This is a genomic window from [Limnothrix rosea] IAM M-220 (assembly GCF_001904615.1).
Classification (GTDB): Bacteria; Cyanobacteriota; Cyanobacteriia; order Cyanobacteriales; family MRBY01; genus MRBY01.
This window is the reverse complement of sequence record NZ_MRBY01000022.1, coordinates 1-23,918: the sequence shown is the minus strand read 5'-3', so window position 1 is coordinate 23,918 and position 23,918 is coordinate 1. Positions and strand designations below refer to the sequence as shown.

Genomic DNA, 23,918 nt, shown 5'->3' with positions numbered 1-23,918 from the left:
AAACCATTAAAACTAAGGCATCTCAAAAATCAGACTGACCTTCTGATCGCGACCAAAATCAAGGCGATCGCCATTTTTTAGAGTGATTTTTTGTTTCGGCGTAAGCATTTTTCCGTTTACAAACGTGCCATTGGAACTACCCACATCAAGAAGAAAATAGTCTTGACCATTTTCTGTCCAGAGATTGGCGTGCATCCGCGAAACCACATCACCGTCGGGATAGCGGGATAAGTCAATTTCCGTTGTGACCCGGTCGTTGGGCTTGCCGATGTGAACAATCGATGTATCTGGAATGGGTAAAATGGTGTCTGTTTGCACATGGCGTAGCTGGGGGCGGATCGATTGCATCGTGGTTGCCCCAGCGGGAACCTCTTGCATTCGTGTTTCGCCCGCCAAGGGAATTGTTGCCGCCGCCAACGCGGGCATCCCCAAATCTTCTTTTACCGCAATGTATGCATCGCGGATGAGGTGAGTTGCGACCGTTTGAATCCCGGTATGCTCAAAATAATTCGTGGTTTGGTCGAGAAAGGCCGCCACAAAATCGAGATTATCGTCAGCAAACTGAATAAAGCTACCGACATGACCAAAAACGTCGCTTTGGGTAACACCTGTTTTATTAATCAGTTCCTGCATCCAGCCGCGCACAGCCTCAAAATTTTCGCTCAGAAAGCTGATTTTAGATTTGTTGTCTTCACCGGGTAGCGCCGAACCGAGGACTGTGTAGCCAGTATTTTGCTGGATTTCAGACTGATTAGAGCTACCGACAAATTCGTGAACTTTTTCGAGGAAATCAGGGCCGAGGGGTAATAAGCCATCTACACAAACGAGGGTCGCCATCCGCACTAAGGCCGCGCCTTGGTAATTTTCCCGCAAAGCCTGAACAAATAGTTTGGGGTTGGCGTTGGGAATGCCGTTAAGTTTGCAATAGGCGAGGATTTCAACGGAAATTTTTAGAATCAGGTCAATGGTTTGGCTCGTATCCGCTTTCGGAGTGATTTTATTCAGAAAGCCCAATAGACCAATTTTTTCGCCAATTTTATTTGCTAGGGCGGCAGTGCCTAGAGCTGCGTCTGCTTTATCAACGGTTTGGTAGAGAGAGACTGCGCCTCGATAGCCATTTTTTTTGTCGTCATAGAGGGCGATCGCCTTGTCGCGGATGCGTTGTACCATTGCCGGATCGCTTTCTTTGGTGATGGAACGAATCGCATCGTCAAAGCTATTCACATTGACCCACTCGCCGGGGAAGACAAAATCTAGGGCATTTAAAACTTTTGTGGTGATATTGTCCTCAGGCAGTTGGTCAACTAAGGTCACAATCGATTTTGCCATGGTCTTTTTTCTAAGTCTTGCAATAAATGTTGATCGAAGAGAATGTCAGAGCAGCTTAGATCTCGTGATTTTTGCCCCTCTGCGCCAATGCTAGCACCAGATTTTTTGGCGATCGCCTTGGATATTCATACTGTAATCACTCAACATGAAATCCTGTTATTCCAGAAATTTTTTACACGCGAAAGCTGAATAGTTCTGTTGTAATCGCTGATGTCATCCCATTCAGTTTTTTGCCAAGTACAACAAACGTTAACCAGTTAGTCTTTTGTAAGTAAAACGACAGCATGGACACAAATTCCTTTTTCTTCACCCATCGCATCTAATGTTTCATTTGTTGTGGCTTTAATGCCCACTTGGTCTAAATCAATCTCTAATGCTTCTGCTAAACGTTTCGTCATTGCCGGAATGTGGGGTTTTAATTTGGGGCGTTCGGCGACAATGACCGAGTCGATATTACCGATCTGCCAGCCTTTTTCTTTAATCAGCTGGTCAATTTGCTTAAGGAGTTTGACACTGTCCGCCCCTTTCCACTGAGGATCGCTGGGGGGAAAATAATAGCCAATATCACGGAGACTGAGTGCTCCGAGCATCGCATCCATAATGGCGTGGATCAAGACATCGGCATCGCTGTGCCCATCCAAACCTAAATGATGTTCGATTTTGATACCGCCCAAAATGAGAGGTCTACCTGCAACAAGACGGTGAACATCGTAGCCATTACCAATGCGGATATTCATGGACAGAGTGAGGGGGATGAACTGAAGCCAACTCGTAGGGTATCATGTCTGTCTAGTAAATTCGATCACCGATCGTCTTACTGAATTTCTTGCTTGGCGATCGCCGTTACGGGTACGGTGCAATGGGTCGGCTCATTATTTCTTTGATCATTGCTTCTACTTTCATCAAATCCCGACTTTTAACCGCAGGTGTCCTTCAGCAACTCATGCCGGGCACAATTTTATGGACACCAAACCACCGATTTTATGCTTGGTCACAACTGGCGCAATTTCTTCTTAACTCTCTCGATTATTGCCGGTGCAACTGGGGGCGATCGCCTGCCTTTTGTCCCCGCAAATCTCGCTCAACCTGTCCTCGCCCAGCCAACAGAAACAGCGATAAACAAAGACTTTTTACAGGGATTACTGCAGCTAAATCAAGGATTTTTGGCAGAACGCAACGCTCTACGGCAGTTACCTAGCGAATTAGGGGCGATTGATCGACAAACCAAACCCTTTAATGCCACTTTCTTCGAAACCTATGTCGGTAAGGTGCAAGATTTGCAGCAAAAAATTGGTGTCCTAGAAACTCAGCTGGGACGCTTTGAAGACCAACAGCAACAACTTGCCCTCAAAACAGAACTAGAGCAACAGGGCGTTATTTTACAAAATTTACTCGCATTATTAGAGCCATTTGTTGGTGGTTTTGAGCCTGCCGCGATTCGGCAAGTACAGGAATTTTTAGATTTTTTCGAACGGGAAAATTTGCCCGATAGTAGCTATGGTTTTTACGGCAGCGTCACGGAAACTGAAATTACGACCTATCTCGATCAGCAGTTAAACGAGTTTGCGGCAAATCTCAAAGAACTTAATCAAACGGCCACCAAAGGGGCGATCGCCCCAAACCTCGACACCTCGATTCAATATCTCTACACCACCCTCAGCCTCCATAGCACCCTCAATGCCCCCGATAGCGGTCTTCAGCAAACCATTGCCCGCCTCGCCGAAGAAAACGAAATCCTCAAACAGCGGGTGCAAACAACCCACCGCATCATTCTGTTTTTGCCGCTGATTGTGATGCTGCCGACAACGGTACTCGTTTTTATTCTGTTTTATTATTTCGGCAAAATCTTCCAAGACAAAGTTGATCAGCCCGGAAACTATCAATTTTCCCTCAACGATATCTACGGTTTAGAAGAAGAGCTGATTGCCAGCTTGGTACAAAAATATGAGCTAAAACCAAAATTACTTGAGCGACGTGATGATCCCTTCACCAACAAACTCATTAGCCTGGCCGCAGCACCAGCCTTAGATACAGAAACATCGAGTAGTGCGGCCAACGCAACAGAAACGACAGAGTCTGACACCGTCGTACTAGAGACACTGCCAGATGAGTCACTGGATGACGACGATGAGGATTTTCCCGTACACCTCCCCAATGTTTACGACGAACTCGTAGATCGCTACAACAACAATGCCTCGGAGCTAGCAGATGAGGCGATCGCCCTCAGTATCTCCCACCAAGAAAGTTATCTCGACGACGAATCCGAATTTACACCCATGTTGCTCCTCACCCAAACAGCAGATGGCGATTATTGGACAACCCATTTTAAAAACATTGATTATTTAATCCCTAAAGCGAATTTGTCCATCACAACAGACAATTACACCCATTTCAAAAACCTCTTTATTTGCTATGGCTACCAAGCCGATACTGTCCAAAAAGCCAAGCTCCTAAAGCCCGCTAGGGTATCACCCACCGAAGACTCGGATACTTGGGAATTAGTGCAACAGGGCATTGTGGTTTTACATCGCATTTAGGGATCATATTGACGGTTGAATCCCGACAATTACCTTGGTTTAAACTGTGGCACTGCCGGGCAATATTGAGAATCAACCGGAACGGCCGTCCATAGGGTGTCAACTCAATTGACAAACAGTGGTATTAACCCGTGAATTAGCCTAAAATGGCAGCAATTCCAAAATCAACGTCGATGTAACACCACAAATGGGCTGGGGAGTAATGTTTATGATCTCTTTTTCTGCTGGAGCAAACAAAATTACAAGGGTGGCGATCGCCGCCACTGTTATGACCACTGCAGCTGTCCTAAGCAGCCAAACGGCAGCCCAAGCCCAAGCGGCCTACGGTAGCTATATCGGTGTGGGTGGTTCCATTGGTATTACCTCCGACGACAACGGTGACGGCCAACAAATTGGCGCTGTCATTTCGGCTCGCTACAAGTTTTTAGAAGCGCCTATCTCCATTCGCACCCAAGCTTTTATCGGTGATAGTACTGCCGTTGTGCCAACGATTTCCTACGATATTCCCCTTTCTTGGCAGACTGATGCTTACGTTGGTGCGGGTGTGTCCTTTGCAAATGGTGAGACTCCTTCCCCCGTCGGCGACCAAACAAGTTTCGTGCTCCAGCCCGGTATTGACTACGCTATTCCCAACGGCAACACAGTTGTTTACGGTAATGCCGTTGTTGCTTTTGACGCTTACGAAGAAGGTGGCGGTACAGCCCTTGCTATTCAAGGTGGTCTCGGCTTGCGATTTTAAGGCTTAAAATTCCCGCAGACCATGCCCAAGGCCGGATAAAAAGAGTACAATCGAACCAAATATGGTGAATAGCAGCGAGATAGCAGACGAATGAATAGTTGCGTATTAATGGCTCAGATCATGAGCGAACCAGAACTACGCTATACCCCCGACAATACTCCCCTTGCCCAAATGTTAATTCAGTTTCCCGCATTGCGGGATGGTGACCCCGCCTGTCAAATTAAGGCGATCGCCTGGGGGAATATGGGGACTCAAGTGCAGGAATCTCACCATGAGGGAGATCAAGTCATCTTAGTTGGTCGTTTGACCATGAATACGATTGACCGCCCTGAGGGGTTTAAGGAAAAGAAGGCAGAATTTGTAATTTCGCAGATCCAGTCTGTTGGTTCTGGTATGGCCATGCCCAGCCCAGCACCAATGACACCGGCTCCCACCCCCAGCAATGTTGTACCGCTAAATTCGACCTACCAGCAGCCTCCTGCCCCTGCGGTAACGCCGACTCCCACTTACACACCTCCGGCAGACCCTGAACCCAACCTTGATGACATCCCCTTTTAAGCTGTGAATCTTGGTGATACCATCGTGGCGATCGCCAGTGCGGTCGTGCCAAACCAAGGCAGCATCGGCATTGTTCGGTTATCGGGAGCTGATGCTCCGGCGATCGCCCAGCAACTTTTCCATAGTCCGGGGCAACAAAAATGGGAGAGCCATCGGATTTTATATGGCTATGTCCGCCACCCCGCCACCAAACAACTCATCGATGAAGCACTGTTAATGTTAATGCTTGCACCGCGTTCCTTTACCGCAGAAGACGTGGTGGAATTTCATTGCCATGGCGGTATTATGCCCGTGCAGCAGGTATTACAACTTTGTCTTGATGCAGGCGCAAGATTAGCGGAACCCGGGGAATTTAGCCTGCGAGCGTTTCTCAATGGACGGATCGATCTCACCCAAGCAGAAAGTGTGGCTGAACTTGTTGGAGCAAAATCTCCCCAATCAGCCCAAGTTGCCCTTGCCGGAATTCAGGGTAGATTAGCGCAACCAATTCGAGAGTTACGCTCCCAATGTCTTGATATTTTGTCGGAAGTAGAAGCGCGAATCGATTTTGAGGATGATTTACCGCCCCTCGATGAAGTCGGTATCCAAGAAGACCTGACAAAAGTTTTAGCGACGGTGACTCACATTTTGCAAACGTCTGATCGGGGTGAGTTATTGCGGAGTGGTCTTAAGGTGGCCATTGTCGGTCGCCCTAATGTGGGGAAATCGAGCTTGCTTAACGCTTGGAGTCGCAGTGATCGCGCCATTGTGACGGACTTGCCGGGGACAACAAGGGATGTGGTGGAATCGCAACTCGTTGTCCAAGGAATTCCGGTACAGGTTTTAGATACGGCGGGTATTCGGCAAACAGAAGATACGGTCGAACAAATCGGTGTGGAGCGATCCTTGCAAGCTTCCCAAAGGGCTGATCTTGTTTTGTTTACGATTGATGCAGGGGAAGGTTGGACGGCAGCGGATCAAGTCATTTTCGAGAAAGTTGGCGATCGCCCCTTAATTCTTGTGATCAACAAAACAGATCTAGCTGACCCCAAAACCATCGCTATTCCTGAAAATATTACCCAAGTGGTTTACACCACAGCAGCACAGAACCAGGGCATTGAAGAACTGGAAACGGCGATCGCCATGACCGTTGCCGAAGGAAGCGTTGGAGCCGCAGACTTAGAGTTTGCGATCAACCAACGACAAGCAGCAGCACTCACCCGGGCAAAACAATCCCTTGAGCAGGTGGCCGATACGATTTCCGAGCAGTTGCCCCTAGATTTCTGGACAATCGATTTGCGGACAGCCATCCAAGCCCTCGGCGAAATTACCGGGGAAGGTGTCACCGAGTCGGTGCTAGATAGAATTTTTAGTCGTTTTTGTATCGGCAAATAAATGCTGTCAACTACGGCTTAAGTCCCATCGCCTTTGATGAGTCATGGCGCGCCTTGGCTCATGCCAGAATAGGGGGCGATCGCCTCGGTTTTTTGTAGAAACCAAACAACGCTATCCAAACCCAGCAAATATTGCCAAGAAGCGATCGCCCCAACGGAAAAAGCGCGAAAAGTTACCGCCAAATCTTAGCGAGAACCTCAGTCGGTTTAATATCTTCAATACGTCCAGTAGGAGATTGAATACCAATAAACTTGTCCGTTTGCGGAGGCAAAAGCCGCTCCATTTTTGTGGGGCCAAATAACGCTACCGTGTAAGTGCCAACAGCGACAGCTAGGTGCATTGGCGCACTATCCGTACAAACCACCAAATTTGCACCAGCGATCATTGCCGCTGACTTGCCCACATCTTCAGGTAATGTCACCCTCAGATCAGGAAAGAGTTCGACGAGTTGAGTAACCCAATCATAATCTTCTGGCCCATGGAGAAGGACGATGGGTAAATTGGGTTGTTTTCCTTGAATATCAGCGATGATCTCTTGCCATTTTTCAATGGGATAGAGCTTACGGATCCCTTGACTTTGGGACACTCTACTTGCGCCGGCATGAATAAGCACATAGCCATCATTAATGCTGAGGCGTTTTTGCTCTGCTTCTGCCCATTGGATATCAGAATTGGGAACATTAATTTTTGGTGCGCCACAGGGCTTGTCAATGTCTAGACCCTTGAGGAGATCATGATAGGTATTTGCTTTGTACTGATCCTCGTTCAGGGGAGCATTATTGGAAATAAACCAAGATGTCTCAGTTTTATAGCCAATGCGCGTTGGAATGCCATTGAGCCATAACAGTAAGCTCACGATCCAGCTTTGACCAAACGTGATTGCAATCTCATATTCGCGATCGCGGATCGTACCGAGTATGTTGAGGTAGTCGGCGGGACCATTGCGATCCTTGAAGTCAAAGGTCAAAACTTCATGGACAGTGGGACAAACACGGTAAGCCGCTTTGGCACGAGGTTCAACCAAAACATCCACCATCGCTTCGGGATACTGATCTTTGAGATCTGCGAGGGTAGGGAAAAAGAGGATTTGGTCGCCGACTCCTCCGGGAACAAGGGCTAATATTCGCATCGTTGAGAGCAATTTGCTTGAATTTACTTATCCAGCCTCATTTTAGAAGAGAATAGGCTGAAACGTTTAGTAACTTAGGAAAAGTATCGATTATGTATTTATTACTTCCGGCGGCGGGTGTCGGAAAACGGATGGGAGGCGATCGCAACAAATTACTCCTAACGCTCCGAGGTGAACCGCTTTTTGCTTGGACATTAAAGGCGGCAGAGGCAGCAAAATCGATTGCTTGGATTGGCATTATCGGACAACCTATTGATTTTCCTGACTTTAAAGAGATGCTGGCTCAACTTAATCTCACCAAGCCTGTGATGTTGATTCAAGGGGGAGCAACGCGCCAAGCATCGGTTTACAACGGTCTTCAAGCTTTACCAACCGAGGCAGAGGCGGTCTTAATCCATGATGGAGCAAGGTGCTTGGCCACATCTGAGCTGTTTGATCGTTGTGCTGCTGCGCTGGCAACTTGCGAGGGTTTAATTGCGGCAGTGCCAGTCAAAGACACGATTAAGGTCGTTGGTGATGCGGGGATTATCAAAGAAACGCCGGATCGTTCTAAGCTATGGGCGGCTCAAACGCCCCAAGGTTTTGCGGTAAAACGCCTTAAGGACAGTCATGACAAGGGTAAAGCTCTAGGCTGGGAAGTGACGGACGATGCGGCATTGTTTGAACGATGTGGTTTACCTGTCAAAATTGTGGAAGGGGAAGAAACCAACCTCAAAATTACAACGCCTGTGGATTTGGCGATCGCCGAATTTATTCTCCAGCGGCGATTCGGTTAATTAAATTTTAAGTTGACTGTTTAGATTTCACCGCCTCTGTTTTTTTATTCATCAAATGCTGGCGGGCTTGGTGGCGATAGGTGCGATAAACCTTAATGGGACGATCAATACCTTTAAAGCGCCCTTCTCCCATGGGAGAAAAAAGTTTTTGGTAATTGGGCGTAATTAGGTCATGGGTTGGGTCGCTGATGACGCATTCGCCCGGCGGACAAATGGATTCGATGCGGGAGGCAAGGTTAACGGTGGCTCCAAGAACGGTGTAGTCCAAGCGTTGGGAACTCCCCACATCACCGACGAAGGCTTTACCGCTATTGACGGCGATGCGTAGCTGGATGGGCTTACTCCATTTGCCCTGGGCATTGAGCTTATCGAGACGATTTAACATGCCTAAAGCCGCGGCGATCGCCCGTTCTCCGTGATCCTCTTGGGGTTCCGGCGCACCAAAAAACGCCATAATGCAGTCCCCAATAAACTTGTCGAGGGTTCCCCCTTGCTCAAAGACCGATTGCAGCATTTCTTCAAAAAAGATATTGAGTAGCTCTGCAATTTCACTGGGCGTTAGGGCTTCTGACATCGAGGTGAAACCCACAATATCTGCAAATAAAATACTAATTTCAGCTTCCTTTGGAGGGAGTCGCCCATTATCGAGCGCCCCAACGGAAATGAGCTGCTGCACCACACCCGGTGAGTGGTAACGCTCCAGCTTTTGACGAATATGAGCTTGCTCTTGCAATTGGCGACTAAGCAGCCACCGTTGGACACTGGCTGCCACCAAATTACCGATAGTCGAAAAGAAACTTAAATCATCGTCGGCGATCGGTTCTGAGTCCTCTAGACGCAGGTGAGCATCACCGTAGAGAACCCCCACCACTTCGCTTTTATCCCAGAGAGGAACCGCTAAAACGCCCCGAATCCCCTTGGCGAGGATACTGTCTTCCCCTTGAAAACGAGAATCGCTTTGGGCATCAACGGACTTTAAAGCGACTTTTTCTTGGAAGACCTTTTGGCAAATGGATTTACTAATCCAAGAGCTATTGCGCACAATGGGGTGATCGTCGGGAAAGTTGCGGGCGGAGGCATTGAGCAGTTCTAATTTGCCTGTGCCATGGGTATCGGTCAGTAGCGCCATCCGTTCTAAAGTCGGCAATTCTCGAAAAACCACATCGCGAATCAGGCTAAAAATCCCTTCTATTGATTCGGCAGAACTCAGTTTTTGGGCAATTTCAACGAGATCCTTAAGGCGGGCGATCACCGTTTTCGACTGAGCTTCGTCGGTACTATTTTCTTCCCCTTGAATCCACTGTTCTTTGAGTTCTTCTGCATTGCGAAGAATCGTGCGAACATCTGTGTTTTCTACGTCGTCGGGGAGTATGGGATTCGTGAGGCGGTAATTTAGCTGTGTATTGGTTTCTGTTTCTGGTGTTGTTAAGACTACAAGTATTGATGTTTTGCCGATGCGTAAAATATCGCCATGTTTGAGGAGTTGCACATCCCGCAGGCGTTGTTCATTGAGAAAGGTGCCATTGGTGCTTTTCAGATCCTCGACATACCATTGGTCATTTCTTCGTTGTAGGCGGGTATGGTAGCGGGAGACTTGGGTGAGAGCCAGGGTAAGAGTACATTCTGGCAAACGGCCAATCACGATCTCATGTTGGTCAAGGTCGAGTATTTCTTCTGGATTGCCTTCGGTTTGTACGCGGAGTTGCAGCTCGGTCATGGATGCCTCGTGACAAAAATCCACTATTTCGAGTGATGAAATAATGAATTTGACTAGAAAAGATGCCAAATATAGCGTCAGTTTTCCCGTAGCGATAACACCCAAGACAAGCAATATTGCGTAAAAAACGCTAATTCATTTGTCCTTCTATATCTTAACTAAGTTGTTAGAAAAGTTTATTTTTCTAATGCGCTTGTTTAGTTAGGGGGCGATCGCCACAGAAAATCTTGCTACTGTCTTCACCCCACTGAGGTCATTTCCGTAAATTGTCAGGAATTGGTGGTGAGGGAACCGTCACAGAACCGCGAATCACAGGGGGCAATAACGCTGGTGGGAAGTTTTGATGATGGTTCGTCGTACTATTTAGAGCGTTCGCATTGCTGGTGTTGCCGAGGCTTAGTTGCCAGAGGGTATCTCCGTCATCGGTCGGAAAGGAGCGCAACTTAAGGGTCGTGGTATTAATAACTGTGTTGGGGTTTGATGTTTCTAAAACAAAACGTGTCACGCCCTCTGTAAATTCGGCTACTCGGATTTGGCTAATTTTGCCGCGGAATGGCTGAGTGACAGTGCCTTTTTCCCAGCTTGCACCTTGCACATCAACAACAATGCGGCTCGGTTCTCGTAATACAAAAAAGCTTGGTTGCGCTCCGGCATGGGTCTGAAAAGCTAAGCTTTGTTCCTGTTGGCTAAATGTCCATCCTTGAATCACTGGGAACAGGGTTTCGGCGATCGCCCCTGTTTGCCAGATGAGACTGATCGCAACCATGGGCAAAAAAGCTTTTATTAGTCGAGCGTCCATTCCGAAGCCCTCGCTCCTAGTTCTAAGCGCACACTGACGGCCTTACCGATGCGCGGTTGCTCTTTGGTTTGCTCGAGGAAAGTGGCAACCTGTTCTGCAACGCCCCATTCCCCTAAATAGTTGGCGATCGCCTGGAGATGAGCCTCATACTCTTGCTCCGATAGGGGAAAAGAAACCTGCTCTAAATATTTCCACATTACCTGTAGATACCAATCCCCCTTAATCTGCCGTAGCTGGACATCAAAAGAACGTCCCCATTTACGCCAAACAATCTCCCGTAGCTCACTACCCGTCATACTGTCTCCAAGTTCCGTCTTAGGCACACTGTTAGTACGCTCACCAGTAGCCTAGATCTGTCATAATTTAAGTAAAGAAATTTGTTAACCTTCCTTAAGGTTCACGGCAACATCAAATCGGCTAGACCATTTGAATACTGCTGCTGTGCTTGTCTTCATAGATGATATTCTTCATAAGAAGTATTGTAGAAACGTTTACAAAACTATACAAATAGGCTCCGAATTATGACTCAGCTATCCGGTTCCTCCGATGTGCCAGATTTAGGTCGCCGCAATTTTTTAAACCTCCTTTGGGTAGGTACTGCGGCGGGAACTGCCCTTGGCGGACTTTATCCTGTTATTAAATATTTTATTCCTGCCTCCAGTGGTGGTGATGGCGGCGGTGTCATTGCCAAGGATGCTCTAGGTAATGACATTGTTGTTAGTGAGTATCTCACAACCCATACTGCAGGCGATCGCTCCCTTGCCCAGGGACTGAAAGGCGACCCCACTTATATTGTGATCGAAGGCGACGGCGCGATTGCAAGTTACGGTGTGAATGCAATTTGTACCCACTTAGGCTGCGTTGTTCCTTGGAACGCGGCTGAAAACAAATTTATGTGTCCTTGCCACGGCTCCCAGTATGACGAAGCGGGTAAAGTTGTCCGTGGTCCTGCACCGTTATCCCTTGCCCTTGTTCATGCTGATGTAACGGAAGACGATAAAGTCTCCTTTACTGACTGGACAGAGACTGATTTCCGTACCGAAGAAGATCCTTGGTGGGCATAATTTTTTGACCCCATCTCGGTTCATCCATAAGATAAATCCCTTGCAAAAACTCACGATGAAAATTTCCGAAATGACGGCGATCGGGCAGCGGATCAAAACTGCACTTCTAGTAGTTGTAGCTGCTTTCGGTCTATTGATCGCCAGCGATTTAGTACTACCCCAATCAGCAGCCGCTTACCCTTTCTGGGCACAGCAAACTGCACCTGAAACTCCCCGTGAAGCAACTGGTCGCATCGTTTGCGCGAACTGTCACCTTGCTCAGAAAGAAGCAGAAGTTGAAATTCCCCAATCCGTATTACCGGATCAGGTTTTCGAAGCTGTTGTTAAAGTCCCTTACGATCTTGATAGCCAACAGGTTCTTGGCGATGGTTCTAAAGGCGGTTTAAATGTTGGTGCGGTTTTGATGCTGCCCGATGGTTTTAAGATTGCTCCTGAAGATCGTTTAACTGAAGAATTAAAAGAAAAAACTGCTGGTTTGTATTTCCAGCCCTATACAGCTGACCAAGAGAATGTAGTCATTATTGGCCCGCTTCCCGGTGATCAGTATCAAGAGATTGTTTTCCCGGTATTATCTCCTGATCCGAAGACTGATAAGGATATCAACTACGGTAAATACGCTGTACACCTCGGTGCGAACCGTGGTCGCGGTCAGCTTTATCCTGCTGGTAATCTTACTAACAACAACCAATTTAAGGCTTCCGCTACTGGTACGATTTCCGAGATTGTGGCAGATGAAGCTGGTGGTTACAATGTCACTATTTCTACGGCTGATGGTGATGTGGTTGATAATGTCCTTGCAGGCCCTGAAGTTATCGTTTCTGAAGGTCAGGCGATCGCCGCTGGTGAGCCTTTGACCAACAATCCTAACGTTGGTGGTTTTGGCCAGAAGGATACTGAAGTTGTTCTCCAGAACCCTGCACGTATTTATGGCTACATGGCATTTGTTGCTGGTATTATGTTGACTCAAATCTTCTTAGTTCTTAAGAAGAAGCAAGTTGAGCGCGTACAGGCTGCTGGTCAACTAGATTTTTAAACTACGAACTTTAGTTTAATTTGCCGAAGCAATTTCATATTTACAAAAAGTGTAAGCAGGTGTCTATCGAGATGCCTGTTTTTCTATTGAGGGAAAATTGAGGGAAAAAACGGCATTCATGTTTATCCAACAGGGCGATCGCCCCAGAGGAGAGTGACAATAACGTATAGCAAAGACTCGCAAGACTAGTACAAAAACCTTGGGGTTTAAAAGGTTGCATTTACTTCGCTAAAATTTCACAAATCCCCGACTTTATCGTCCTAAACTTATTGATTTTGACTGTGCCTAACATGAGTTTTGCATTAAGAATACTCGGAAGTATGACGCGGAGAATGAGAGAGCGAGAGAGCGGGAGATGTTTCTATTCAAACCATCCTAGCTTTCAAAAAATGCAAATTTAATTTTCGTTGCTTCCCCGTGTCTCCTTTTCTCTAAAGAAGTTTGGCTACATTCTTCTCCAAAACTGGCGTTACCTAGCAAAACAAATCTAGACTAAATCTAAAAGGCCAAAGTCCCTTGAACTATGAAGCTGCAAAAATTCGCGACTTGGTCGATTTTTCGCATTACCAAAAGCAGACCGTTGTCGCCAAACAAAGTCTTATGTTCGAGAACCGTAAAAAAAATAAACCCCCCGCTGTAAACGAAGGATTTATTTAAAAATATGCGTTGAACTTCATGCTCGGATCTAAAAAACAAAAAACCCAGCAATACCCTCGACAAAAGAGTGACTAATCGAGATAGCCAATCAAATCTGCCATATCAGGTGTTTCATTGGGAGCGATGGGACGCTTACCCATAATAAAAGTCTCGCTTACATGGAGGTGGCTTGCCATAATGGGACGATTACCGGAGATTGTCATTGTGCTGGAAATCTCCATCGTGCCGGATGTGACAGGACGATCTGCACCTATGGATCTGTAGGTACTTGTGATATTTAAGTGACTGGGTTCGATGGGACGATTGTTCGGCAAACCGAGCTTAGCAGGTTCTTTTATGGAAAGAGCTGTTACTTCTTTCTCCTCTTTTTTAGCGGTGCTACGGCTGCGAGTGGTTGTCGTTTTCGTCGTCTTAGACGTGCTGGAAGATGTATTTTCGGTGGTCATTGGGTCTCTCCTAATCTAGCTGAGCCAACACCTACTAACAAGGTTTTGAGTAGGATATCTGTATTAAAGTTTTTTTGCGATACTTTAATTATCCCAAATTATGGGACAAAGATTCTTTGCTGATCTTATGCAGAAGTTGTTATTAATTCACAACTTTGTTTCTAAAGTATCTCATTAGTTTAAGTTATGTCTATCGAGGGAGTTAACTTTGTTTCGTCTGCATGCACCGTTTGAACCCACTGGCGACCAACCTCAGGCGATCGCCGAACTTGTTGAATCTTTACAATCCGAGTCAAAATTTCAAACCCTCCTCGGTGCGACAGGCACGGGTAAAACCTTCACGATGGCGTCGGTAATTGCCCAGATCGAGAAACCGACTTTGGTGCTGGCTCACAATAAGACCCTTGCGGCACAGCTTTGCAACGAACTGCGGCAATTTTTTCCTTACAATGCCGTTGAATATTTCATCAGTTATTACGACTATTACCAGCCCGAAGCTTATATTCCCGTTACAGATACCTATATCGAGAAAACAGCTTCCATTAACGATGAAATTGATATGTTGCGCCACTCGGCCACGCGATCGCTATTTGAACGAAAAGATGTAATTGTCGTCGCATCCATTAGCTGCATTTACGGTCTGGGGATGCCCGCAGAATATTTAAAAGCAGCCATCAAAATCGAAGTGGGTGAAGAAGTTGACCAGCGTGAAGTTTTACGGAAGTTGGTGACGGTGCAATATAGCCGTAACGATACGGAATTAATGCGCGGTAATTTTCGAGTGAAGGGCGATATTTTAGAAATTGTGCCGGCCTACGAAGACCGGGTAATTCGTATCGAATTTTTTGGTGATGAGATTGAGTCCATTCGATTTCTTGATCCCGTGACTGGTGAAATTCTCCAAAGTTTGACCCAGGTGAATATTTACCCCGCCCGTCACTTTGTCACCCCCCAAGAACAGCTCGAAATTGCCTGTGAACAGATAAAAAGTGAATTAGAGTCCCAATTAACTTTTCTGGAAAAGGAAAACAAACTCCTTGAAGCCCAACGCTTAAAACAACGTACAAGCTACGATTTAGAGCTTTTGCAGGAAGTGGGTTATTGCAATGGTGTGGAAAATTACTCGCGGCATTTGGCCGGTCGGGAAGCGGGTTCTCCACCGGAATGTTTGGTGGATTATTTTCCTGATGATTGGCTACTGGTCGTCGATGAATCCCATGTGACTGTGCCGCAAATTCGAGGCATGTATAACGGTGACCAAGCCCGCAAAAAGGTTTTGATTAACCATGGTTTCCGATTGCCTAGTGCTGCGGATAATCGTCCTCTCAAATCTGAGGAATTTTGGGAAAAAGTCAATCAATGTGTGTTTGTGTCGGCAACGCCTAGTGCTTGGGAAATTGAGCAATCGGAAGAGCGGGTTGTACAGCAGGTGATTCGTCCTACGGGAGTGCTTGACCCAGAGATTTTTGTGCGGCCAACGGATGGTCAGGTGGATGATCTCCTCGGCGAAATCCATAAACGCACGAAGAAAAATGAACGGGTGCTAATCACAACGCTCACGAAGCGAATGGCGGAAGATTTAACGGATTATTTTAGTGAGCAGGGGGTGGCGGTGCAGTATCTCCACTCGGAGATTAAATCGATTGAGCGCATCGAAATTATTCAGGCGTTACGGAATGGTGAGTTTGATGTCCTAGTCGGTGTCAACCTATTGCGGGAAGGCCTTGATTTGCCGGAGGTTTCCCTCGTGGCGATTATGGATGCGGACAAAGAAGGTTTTCTTAGATCGGAACGGTCTCTCATCCAAACTATTGGTCGGGCGGCGCGTAATATTATGGGTCAGGCTATTCTTTATGCTGATAATCTCACTGATAGTATGGAGCGGGCGATCGCCGAAACAGAGCGTCGTCGAAAGATTCAAACGGCCTACAACAAAAAACACAACATCACGCCGCAACCCATCATCAAGCGAGAGCAAAACCCAATTCTGTCATTCCTTGATATCTCCCGTCGCCTCAATGCGCAGGAAGTTCAGCAAGTTGTAGAGCATATCAATGATGTTCCCCTCGAAAAGATGCCAGAGGTGATTAATCAACTGGAAGAACAAATGAAGGATGCAGCCAAAAACTTAGAGTTCGAGCAAGCGGCTTTAATTCGCGACCAAATCAAAAAGATGAGGAAAAAATTATTGGGCGATCGCACTGAAATTTCTAACTAACGTCAGTTATGGATAAGAATGTAGCCAAAATTCTTTAGAGAAAAGGAGACACGGAGAAGGAGAGACACGGGGAAGCCACGAAAATTTGCATTTTTTGAAAGCTAGTAGGATTGTTGGCATAGAAACATCTCCCGATCTCTCGCTCTCCCATTCACCGCGTCGTACTTCCGAGCATGCTTAAGCAAAACTCACGTTAACTAGCCTGTATTTTTTGCAGGAAAGATTTACGGATTTTATTGAGGGAGTCAGTGGAGAGTAAGAGTTTTTCTAAGAAGCCTTTCTCGACATCGGGAAGAAAAATACTCTCATTGACCTCTTGATAGGAATCTTCTTGCAAGCAGAAAAAACTTAGTTTTTCTTTTTCCCAGAACCAAACTTCTTGAACTTCCATCACACGATAGATTTCTAATAAATCCAATCCACCACTAGTGAAAATCACTTCAATGGCGAGATCTGGATATTCTCGGTTTGCGTCAAACGAGTAAGATTCATCTGGCTCAATTCCTTTTTTGGAAAGCTCATGCTTAAATGTCGTTGACCCTAATGGGATAACTTCAATATCTTTCTCAAAGAAGTAGCACTCTAATAAGATTCCCAATAGCTTTTTGACCTGTTCATGGTTACGACCGGGAGCCATAATTTCAAGTTCACCCTGTAAATATCGAAATAAAGTGCCGCGGTTATCCGGAAGTGTATCCAGCAACTCACTAAATTCTTCCCAAGTAATATCGCTTAGTACAAAAATTTCTTCTGAACCGGAATGGCGAGCCTGTGCTAGCTCGAAAAGTTGTTTGAGATGGTCAACTTTGTTCGGCGTGAGGACAGCAGTCATAATTCTTCTATGGAAAAGTTATTAACTATTTTAAGAGATGAATTAAAGAGACATTTACGTTGCGGCTAAGCGATCGCCCAACTTTAAAATTTCGTCTTTTTTATGAATGGTATCCAGCCACTTTTTAGGGATATCTTCTAAGCCGTAATAAATACCTGCTAATCCGCCGGCGATCGCCGCAGTGGTGTCGGTATCTTCCCCAAGATTTACCGCAGCTAAAACTGTATCGGCATAATTATCATGACGCAGTAAACACCAAAGAGCCGCCTCTAAAGCATTAACAACATAACCATCGGACTCAATTTCATCAGTAGAAAGTTTTTCGAGGGAACCCAACAAAACTTCTTCGTAATGCTCTAATTCGTTGCGATAAATAGAGTTTTCATAAAAGTCCTGCGCCCGTTTAGTGCCACGACGATAGGCTGTCTCCACACCACGATTATCGACTAATTCAATGGCAATACTGAGATAAATTCCGCAAGCGACCAATGAGCGAGGGTGTCGATGGGTTAGCGATGAAACATTGTGCGCTAGATCGAGTAATTCTTCGTAGGATAAGGTTTCTGCAAAAAAGGCGAGGGGCAAAATTCGCATTAAAGAGCCATTTCCATTACTGCGTTCATCGCTGCCGCCTGCTTCCAAAGGACTTACGCCGTCCAGCATTTTTCGGATGGCTGCTGCTGTTGTATTGCCCACATCAAATGTTTCACCATGGGGAGTCCAATAGGCCTGTTGTAGCCATAATCCCATTTTGCGGCCGAGATGCTCTGGCAATTCGTCCCCTAAACCTACTTCGGCGATCGCCTCGGCTAGACAAAACGTCAAAGAACTATCGTCAGACCAAGTACCGGGCGGTTGATGATAAGTGCCATAGCCCCGCATGGAGATCACCGGATCATTACGCCGTTCTGCTCGCGTGGAAAATTCCACCGGAACGCCCAAAGCATCCCCAACGCAAAGTCCCATTAAGCCGCCTTGAATCTGAGTTGCCGTTACCATTTAGTCCGACTTGGGTAGAGTTGCAAAAATCTGCTTGATTAACATTTGCGTTTTATTCTCAAGCTTTTGCCAGTCTACTGCCCCTGTCGCTTCAAAAAGGTTTGTATCAATATCAACGGCGCAACTACCGCCATCATCGGGTTCCGTCGGATAACTGACAAAACAGATTTGGTAGCACAATTCCCAGAGGTTAATTTGTTGCTCACAATCGCCGCATTTTAGATCGAGGATATAACCGGGGTAGGGTTCTGTAATTTCTCGATATTCTCCCTCCCACTCGGAATCTTCCAGCTGATCGCGAAAATTATCTACCACTCGAATAAAGGCTGGTTGCATTAAAAGTTGTGCCTGTTCCCAAGCTGAATTGGTTTTAAATTTTGGCTTCATAGCCCAAGAATTCCCCTAATAAATACAGTGAACCGCATAACACTACAGTTTCTCCGGTGGCGATCGCCGAATCAAGGGCTGCGGGTAAAGTGGTATGGGTTTGGCATTGGTCAAGTTCAGGGCAAATTAATTGCGCCAACATACCTAATTCGCTAGGCTTTGCGCTGCTATGACCGCCAACGGGAACTAAATGGAGGCGATCGCCCGGTCGTAATAATGCTTTAAAAATATTTTGATGATCCTTTGTCGAAAGCATTCCCATCACCCAAGTTACGGGCTGTTCTAAGGTCTCCACATATTTGCGCAACTCTTCAGCAGCAACGCCATTGTGTGCACCATCTATTAAAATCTCGTGATCTTTCCACTGTCGCCATTCAATTCGTCCAGCCCAACGGGTATTTTTAATGCCTCTGCGCAATTGTGCATCGGAAATGTGCCAGCCTTGTTTTCTTAATTCATAAATCGTCTCAATGGCGATCGCCGAATTATGAAGCTGAATATCCCCTAATAAATGCAATTCATATTCAAATCCTTGGTAATTCGCTGAGCCAGACTCAGTTTTTTTTGCCGCTTGAATCCATGTAGTGGGAGCATTAACCGATTCAGCTTTTTCACGAATCACTTTCGCCGCAATCTCTGGTACTTCTCCAATCACAGCCGGACAATCCGGTTTTAAAATTCCTGCTTTTTCCCCAGCAATCTTATCGAGGGTTTTGCCTAGTCTTTGCCAGTGATCCATCCCAATAGAGGTAATCACCGAAACAAGGGGGCGATCGCACACATTCGTCGAATCCAATCTCCCACCTAAACCAACCTCGATTACTGCCACATCAACTTTTTCCTGCGCAAAGTACAAAAATGCCGCTGCCGTAATAATTTCAAACTGCGTTGGTGTTTCACTATCTGGGGCGATCGCCGCCGTTACCTCTTTTAAAACTGCTAATAACCGTTCTGAAGTAATGGGTTGATTATTAATACAAATTCTTTCTGTCCAACTCACCAAATGAGGCGATGTAAACCGACCAACCCGATAGCCTGACACCGATAAAATTGATGACAAATAAGCACAAACAGAACCTTTCCCGTTCGTTCCTGCTACATGAATAATTGGCGCATTTTTCTCTGGGTTATTTAGTTGATTCAGTAATGTTTGAATACGACCTAAACCCAAATTAATTCCAAAGTGTTTAAAAGTATAAAGCAGCTCTTCAATATCAGTTTGATTCATAAAATCAACAATTACAATGCCAAGAAATTCCCCGCCTAATTATACTTGATTAAAAGCTTAATAGTTAACTCACCCAATCAAAAATAATATCAGCACCAAGATATTAAAATACATTGATTTTTAGTAAGATGTAAACCCACATAAAATTTCGACTATCTTATTTCAAAACTGATTGATAAATATCAATAGTTTTCTGGTAATTAACTTCAGGTGTATAAAGTCGTAAATATTCCTGTCGAGCTTTCTGTCCTATTGCAGTCATTTCAAAATAATTATTACCCGCCCATGCCATGTTTTCAGCCCAAACATGAATGCTGTTATAAGCTACTAGAAAACCAGTTGTATTATTTTCAACCAACTCAGAGAGAGCACCTAAGTCCGCGGCAATAACAGGACGACCACAAGCAAAAGCCTCAATGACGACGCGCCCAAAGGTCTCGTACCACTGCGAAGGAACCACAATAGCTGTGGCATTTTTAATATGCTCTACGACTTGATCTTTTGATTGTTGACCAAAAAAGCTGACATTTTTTAAATTACGCTCATTAACAAATTCTTGAAGTTCCTGCCGTTGTGGCCCTTCTCCCACAATATTCAACTTCCATTCAGGTTCATTCAGTTTTTCCCAAGCTTGAAGTAACATGTCTAGGCCTTTTTCTGATGAAAGACGACCAATAAACAAAAAAGTGGGTCTTTCTGGTAAGGGCGGAATAACTCCCCCAATGAGAGGATCCACCGTAATATTCGGTTTGACGTGCAGGCGATCGCCGGGAATACCTATCTCGATCAACTTATTTGCAGCAAACTGACTAGGCGTAATAAATGCACTGACATCTTTGTGCCAAGTTTTGCGGTAACGATTGTAAGCCAGCATATTCCAAACACCCAGAGAAGCCGGCAAAGAATTACGATAGCAACGATAGAGAATACCTCGCCACGGATTTTTCCCAACACAAACCTCACAAATCTGATTTTCTCGAAACAGAGAAGCATTCAAACAACCCAGCCGAAAATTATGTAAATGCTGAATCGTTGGAATATTTAAAGATTGAGCTACCGCATGTACCGAAGGAGAAAAAAGAGGGAAAAAATTCTGCACATGAAGTAAATCAGGATGACCTTTTTTCAGCGAAGCCCACAGATTTTTATCCGTCTGAGAATTCCAAGCTGTCCTAAAAAATAAGTTTATTTTTTTTCGAAGAGAATAGGTTTTAATTTCGTCATTATGCCTTTCAATCAACTTTACATGATGACCAAACTGTAATAACAAATCAATTTCAGTCAAAGTTGAACTGTCTTCTCCTCCCGCATACTGATAGCGATTATGAATCATCAAGACATGAAGAAACCTATAGGCATCATCAATTTCCATACTATTATCTCGATCAAAAAAATTATTATGCGTCAAAAAGATGTCAAATTGGTTTTAAAATAGCTATTCATAAAGCGCTTTATTAAAAACAAGTAATACTGAAATATCCAAGCCAAAAGTTTTGCTGTAAAAATCAAACAACCTTTCACTATTCCATATTTTAATTTGAGATGAAAAAACCTTCCCGAAAGGTAATACTTAGATTTTTTTGTGAAGAAAACTAATTGGAGTGTGAGGCTTTTACCCTGAATTCTTTTAATATATTGCGTGAAGTTTTTGGCCGGAGTCGCGATATCTCTTAATGTTACTTTTGCATCACCTAAAATAACAGCTTTTAAACCAGCTCTCGTCGCTTGTAAGATATACGCGTCATCACCTCCGTAGTGAGGTAAAGATTCGGCATTTGGATATTCCACAACATCACATACAATTCGAGGCAGACAAACACAATAACCAGAAAGACTATCCACAGATTTTATGCTTTCAGGTAAAGCAGTACATGCTTTGCGCCCTATACAGCCCGTGTCAAATGGGATGTTTGCCCCTGCTAGATAACATGCTGAAGCTGTAATTGTATTAGGGTGGTTAGCAGAAAACTCAACTAAAAGATTTAATGTATGTTGTCCGGGTAAACAGTCATCATTTAGCCAAATAAAGTATTCTGCACCTTGTTGATAGGCATATTCCATTCCTTTTCGGATTGCGCCCGTCCACCAAAGATTACCATCGCCATACAGGATCTGGACTGTAGGAAATAAAGATTGAATTGCTTCAGCAGTGCCATCAGTAGAGCCATCATCAACAACAACAATAGAATATTGGTCTAAGTCTCCATTTTTCTGAAGCTGCTCAATACAAGTCAGGGTAATCTCTCGTCGATTGTGAACGGGAATAATAATGTAGGTATTACGTAGATTTTTTTTATGATTAGTTAATAATTGAATATCCAAGATCTTCTCATCAATCAATATATTTTAAGTTGTTTTCACAAGAAAAGATTTTCAACAAAATACTGAAATATGAATTAAGTAGTAATCCTCTTCTGGAGAATCTGTTGATACAGTTCAATATAGCGCTGAGCCTGCAACTCGATAGAATACTCTGTTTCAGCAATATGACGACAATGTTGACTTATCTGTTTTCTTAAAGTTTTATCCTTTAATAACTGCACGATCCCTTTACAGAGATCTTCAGAATTTTCCGGATTTGCCAAATAACCTGTGATCTCTGGACGAACTAATTCAGGTACACCACCAACATTAAAAGATACGAGAGGCACACCACAAGCCATTGCTTCTTGTAGAACAAGGGGCAGATTATCAGCACGAGTTGGACAGATAAATAGGTCAGCTGCAGAGTAAAAAATAGCTTTCAGGCGATCGCCACTCACATAACCGAGTGATATTTTCTGAATATCAAGATCCTCCCCAAAGCTTTCTGATTGACTTCCAAGTATCAATAAGCAAATTTCTTTTTTTAAGGATTTCGGTAATTGCTTCAAAGCATCTTGTAGTAAGTCCGAGCCCTTACGGTAATCTTTTAAATTTTGAGCGGCAACAGCAAGAATATATTTATCTTGGGGCAAATCTAAAACATTACGGCATACTTGAGCATCAAGAGGCTGAAAAACATTAGTCGGAATGCCATTAGGAATATAGTAAATTTTTTTCTTGTGAAGAATACTTTTCTCTGTTTGTTTTTTAAGCCATTGACTTGGGGTAACAATGGTTAAATTGGATTTTTCGTAAATCCATTTTTTTAGTCGCCATTCAAAGTAAGTATTGTCAATTTTTACAGCAGGATAAGTGTTTAGATTAGGACAATTACCACAGCCGGATTGCCATCTTTCGCAGTTGAAACTATAGGCACAGTGGCCTGTAAAGCTCCACATATCATGGAGGGTATATACAGCAGGGATATCTGCGGTTAATGCAGACAGGGCAAGATAATTAAAATATTCACCGTGCAAATTATGGAGATTTAGAATATCAGCAGTTTGGTAAAAAGCATGTTTTTTGATCTGCCAAGTATCAGGAATACTGAGGTAATGCAAACCAAAACTCGCACTAATACGGGACAAGGCTTTATTAATATAGCGACGTTTATTGATTTGATTTACATGGCGATCGTCACCTTGCTTCTGGCCTACTAAAATCTTTGAATCAACACCTTTTTTATGTAAGCCTTGATGGAGACGATAGCCAGCAATGGAAGCTCCACCCGATACATCACAAGAATTAATCTGAAGAACTTTCATTACTAACTAGTTAGGTTTTGTTGCTTCCATGTATAAAGAATCAGGCTTATAAATCGCACCATCAGGTTCCGTATCTAGATTAAAACTTGTCCAGTTAGAAATTCGACTTTCATGTGCCGCGCATTGTTTTACTTCGACAAAACCACATTCTTCAAGTAAACGTTCAAGCGAGTAACGATCATACATCCATTGATGCACCTCGCCACTTTGGCGAAAGCGACCAATCTTTAGAGCGATATAATCTTGTTTATTTAAGAGTAACCAAATCAATAGCTCTTTACCATACCCCCAATCTTTTAATTTCCCAAGAATTTTTTCTACAATTTGCTGCCAACTATAGGAATTTAACGATCGCTTGTTTTTATGCAGGGTAATCGCATCAAAAAAAGAGGTCAAAATATGCCCGAATCAGCAAGGATCTTCAGCAAAAAATTATTGTCTAAGCCAGCTTGATATCGTTTCATCTT

At 44.7% G+C, this 23,918-nt stretch carries 24 protein-coding genes; 8 read left to right on the top strand and 16 right to left on the bottom strand.

Annotated elements, in window-relative coordinates:
• Nucleotides 1–12 precede the first annotated feature (12 nt).
• Together NIES208_RS10195 and ispF are read right to left on the bottom strand one after the other, a co-directional pair.
• Nucleotides 13–1,329, bottom strand: a complete 1,317-nt coding sequence (locus NIES208_RS10195; RefSeq protein WP_075892371.1) for an FHA domain-containing protein — start codon at nt 1,327–1,329, stop codon at nt 13–15.
• A gap of 257 nt (nt 1,330–1,586) precedes the next feature.
• Nucleotides 1,587–2,066 carry a 2-C-methyl-D-erythritol 2,4-cyclodiphosphate synthase gene (gene ispF, locus NIES208_RS10190; protein ID WP_075892369.1) on the bottom strand — a complete coding sequence of 160 codons (480 nt, stop codon included), beginning with the start codon at nt 2,064–2,066 and terminating at the stop codon, nt 1,587–1,589.
• Between the two features lie 246 nt (nt 2,067–2,312).
• Here ispF and NIES208_RS10185 point away from each other — a divergent pair, with 246 nt between their 5' ends.
• The 4 genes from NIES208_RS10185 (at nt 2,313) to mnmE (ending at nt 6,537) form a co-directional block, all read left to right on the top strand.
• On the top strand, nt 2,313–3,866 hold the full coding sequence (locus NIES208_RS10185) for a hypothetical protein (RefSeq protein WP_075892367.1): 1,554 nt from the start codon (nt 2,313–2,315) through the stop codon (nt 3,864–3,866).
• A 202-nt stretch (nt 3,867–4,068) separates the two neighbouring features.
• Nucleotides 4,069–4,605, top strand: coding sequence for a hypothetical protein (locus tag NIES208_RS10180; RefSeq protein ID WP_315861634.1), 537 nt, complete (start codon nt 4,069–4,071; stop codon nt 4,603–4,605).
• A 90-nt stretch (nt 4,606–4,695) separates the two neighbouring features.
• Nucleotides 4,696–5,163, top strand: a complete 468-nt coding sequence (locus NIES208_RS10175; RefSeq protein WP_075892366.1) for a single-stranded DNA-binding protein — start codon at nt 4,696–4,698, stop codon at nt 5,161–5,163.
• A 3-nt stretch (nt 5,164–5,166) separates the two neighbouring features.
• A complete protein-coding gene (gene mnmE / locus NIES208_RS10170) occupies nt 5,167–6,537 on the top strand; it encodes a tRNA uridine-5-carboxymethylaminomethyl(34) synthesis GTPase MnmE (RefSeq protein ID WP_075892364.1) in 1,371 nt (456 codons plus the stop codon).
• A gap of 41 nt (nt 6,538–6,578) precedes the next feature.
• Here the strand turns inward: mnmE and NIES208_RS18970 are convergent, their stop codons facing one another.
• Together NIES208_RS18970 and NIES208_RS10165 are read right to left on the bottom strand one after the other, a co-directional pair.
• The gene (locus NIES208_RS18970; protein ID WP_171971754.1) at nt 6,579–6,719 is read right to left on the bottom strand and encodes a hypothetical protein; all 141 of its coding nucleotides are present in this window, start codon (nt 6,717–6,719) and stop codon (nt 6,579–6,581) included.
• Nucleotides 6,710–7,666: a glycosyltransferase family 9 protein gene (locus NIES208_RS10165; RefSeq protein WP_075892362.1), complete on the bottom strand. Its 957-nt coding sequence runs from the start codon at nt 7,664–7,666 to the stop codon at nt 6,710–6,712. Before NIES208_RS10165 ends, NIES208_RS18970 begins: the two co-directional genes overlap by 10 nt.
• Before the next feature lie 92 nt (nt 7,667–7,758).
• On the opposite strand from NIES208_RS10165, the gene ispD reads away from it, so the two are divergent.
• On the top strand, nt 7,759–8,442 hold the full coding sequence (gene ispD, locus NIES208_RS10160; RefSeq protein ID WP_075892360.1) for a 2-C-methyl-D-erythritol 4-phosphate cytidylyltransferase: 684 nt from the start codon (nt 7,759–7,761) through the stop codon (nt 8,440–8,442).
• A gap of 7 nt (nt 8,443–8,449) precedes the next feature.
• On the opposite strand, the gene NIES208_RS10155 is transcribed toward ispD, so the two are convergent.
• The 3 genes from NIES208_RS10155 to NIES208_RS10145 form a co-directional block, all read right to left on the bottom strand.
• Nucleotides 8,450–10,159, bottom strand: a complete 1,710-nt coding sequence (locus NIES208_RS10155; protein WP_075892358.1) for an adenylate/guanylate cyclase domain-containing protein — start codon at nt 10,157–10,159, stop codon at nt 8,450–8,452.
• A gap of 253 nt (nt 10,160–10,412) precedes the next feature.
• Nucleotides 10,413–10,925, bottom strand: coding sequence for an AMIN domain-containing protein (locus NIES208_RS10150; protein ID WP_171971753.1), 513 nt, complete (start codon nt 10,923–10,925; stop codon nt 10,413–10,415).
• A 17-nt stretch (nt 10,926–10,942) separates the two neighbouring features.
• Nucleotides 10,943–11,254, bottom strand: coding sequence for a DUF3067 family protein (locus NIES208_RS10145; RefSeq protein WP_075892354.1), 312 nt, complete (start codon nt 11,252–11,254; stop codon nt 10,943–10,945).
• A gap of 225 nt (nt 11,255–11,479) precedes the next feature.
• Here NIES208_RS10145 and petC point away from each other — a divergent pair, with 225 nt between their 5' ends.
• Both petC and petA read left to right on the top strand, forming a co-directional pair.
• Nucleotides 11,480–12,022, top strand: coding sequence for a cytochrome b6-f complex iron-sulfur subunit (gene petC, locus NIES208_RS10140; RefSeq protein ID WP_075892352.1), 543 nt, complete (start codon nt 11,480–11,482; stop codon nt 12,020–12,022).
• A 55-nt stretch (nt 12,023–12,077) separates the two neighbouring features.
• Entirely contained in the window at nt 12,078–13,055 is a 978-nt protein-coding gene (gene petA, locus NIES208_RS10135) for a cytochrome f (protein WP_075892350.1), read from the top strand.
• A 728-nt stretch (nt 13,056–13,783) separates the two neighbouring features.
• On the opposite strand, the gene NIES208_RS10130 is transcribed toward petA, so the two are convergent.
• Nucleotides 13,784–14,158, bottom strand: coding sequence for a hypothetical protein (locus NIES208_RS10130; protein ID WP_075892348.1), 375 nt, complete (start codon nt 14,156–14,158; stop codon nt 13,784–13,786).
• A 208-nt stretch (nt 14,159–14,366) separates the two neighbouring features.
• Between NIES208_RS10130 and uvrB the strand changes: the two genes are divergently transcribed.
• Entirely contained in the window at nt 14,367–16,376 is a 2,010-nt protein-coding gene (uvrB, locus tag NIES208_RS10125) for an excinuclease ABC subunit UvrB (protein WP_075892346.1), read from the top strand.
• Between the two features lie 193 nt (nt 16,377–16,569).
• On the opposite strand, the gene NIES208_RS10120 is transcribed toward uvrB, so the two are convergent.
• The 8 genes from NIES208_RS10120 to NIES208_RS10085 form a co-directional block, all read right to left on the bottom strand.
• The gene (locus NIES208_RS10120) at nt 16,570–17,208 is read right to left on the bottom strand and encodes a Uma2 family endonuclease (protein WP_075892344.1); all 639 of its coding nucleotides are present in this window, start codon (nt 17,206–17,208) and stop codon (nt 16,570–16,572) included.
• A gap of 54 nt (nt 17,209–17,262) precedes the next feature.
• Entirely contained in the window at nt 17,263–18,207 is a 945-nt protein-coding gene (locus NIES208_RS10115) for an ADP-ribosylglycohydrolase family protein (RefSeq protein WP_075892342.1), read from the bottom strand.
• A complete protein-coding gene (locus NIES208_RS10110) occupies nt 18,208–18,594 on the bottom strand; it encodes a hypothetical protein (RefSeq protein WP_075892340.1) in 387 nt (128 codons plus the stop codon).
• Nucleotides 18,578–19,822, bottom strand: coding sequence for a bifunctional folylpolyglutamate synthase/dihydrofolate synthase (locus NIES208_RS10105; RefSeq protein ID WP_075892338.1), 1,245 nt, complete (start codon nt 19,820–19,822; stop codon nt 18,578–18,580). Before NIES208_RS10105 ends, NIES208_RS10110 begins: the two co-directional genes overlap by 17 nt.
• A gap of 157 nt (nt 19,823–19,979) precedes the next feature.
• Nucleotides 19,980–21,194, bottom strand: a complete 1,215-nt coding sequence (locus NIES208_RS10100; protein ID WP_075892336.1) for a glycosyltransferase family 4 protein — start codon at nt 21,192–21,194, stop codon at nt 19,980–19,982.
• Nucleotides 21,195–21,226: 32 nt separating this feature from the next.
• Entirely contained in the window at nt 21,227–22,144 is a 918-nt protein-coding gene (locus NIES208_RS10095) for a glycosyltransferase family 2 protein (RefSeq protein ID WP_216349396.1), read from the bottom strand.
• 74 nt (nt 22,145–22,218) lie between these two features.
• Entirely contained in the window at nt 22,219–23,451 is a 1,233-nt protein-coding gene (locus tag NIES208_RS10090; protein ID WP_075892334.1) for a glycosyltransferase family 4 protein, read from the bottom strand.
• A gap of 6 nt (nt 23,452–23,457) precedes the next feature.
• Complete coding sequence (locus tag NIES208_RS10085; protein WP_075892332.1) at nt 23,458–23,847, bottom strand: hypothetical protein; 390 nt, start codon at nt 23,845–23,847, stop codon at nt 23,458–23,460.
• Between the last annotated feature and the right edge of the window lie 71 nt (nt 23,848–23,918).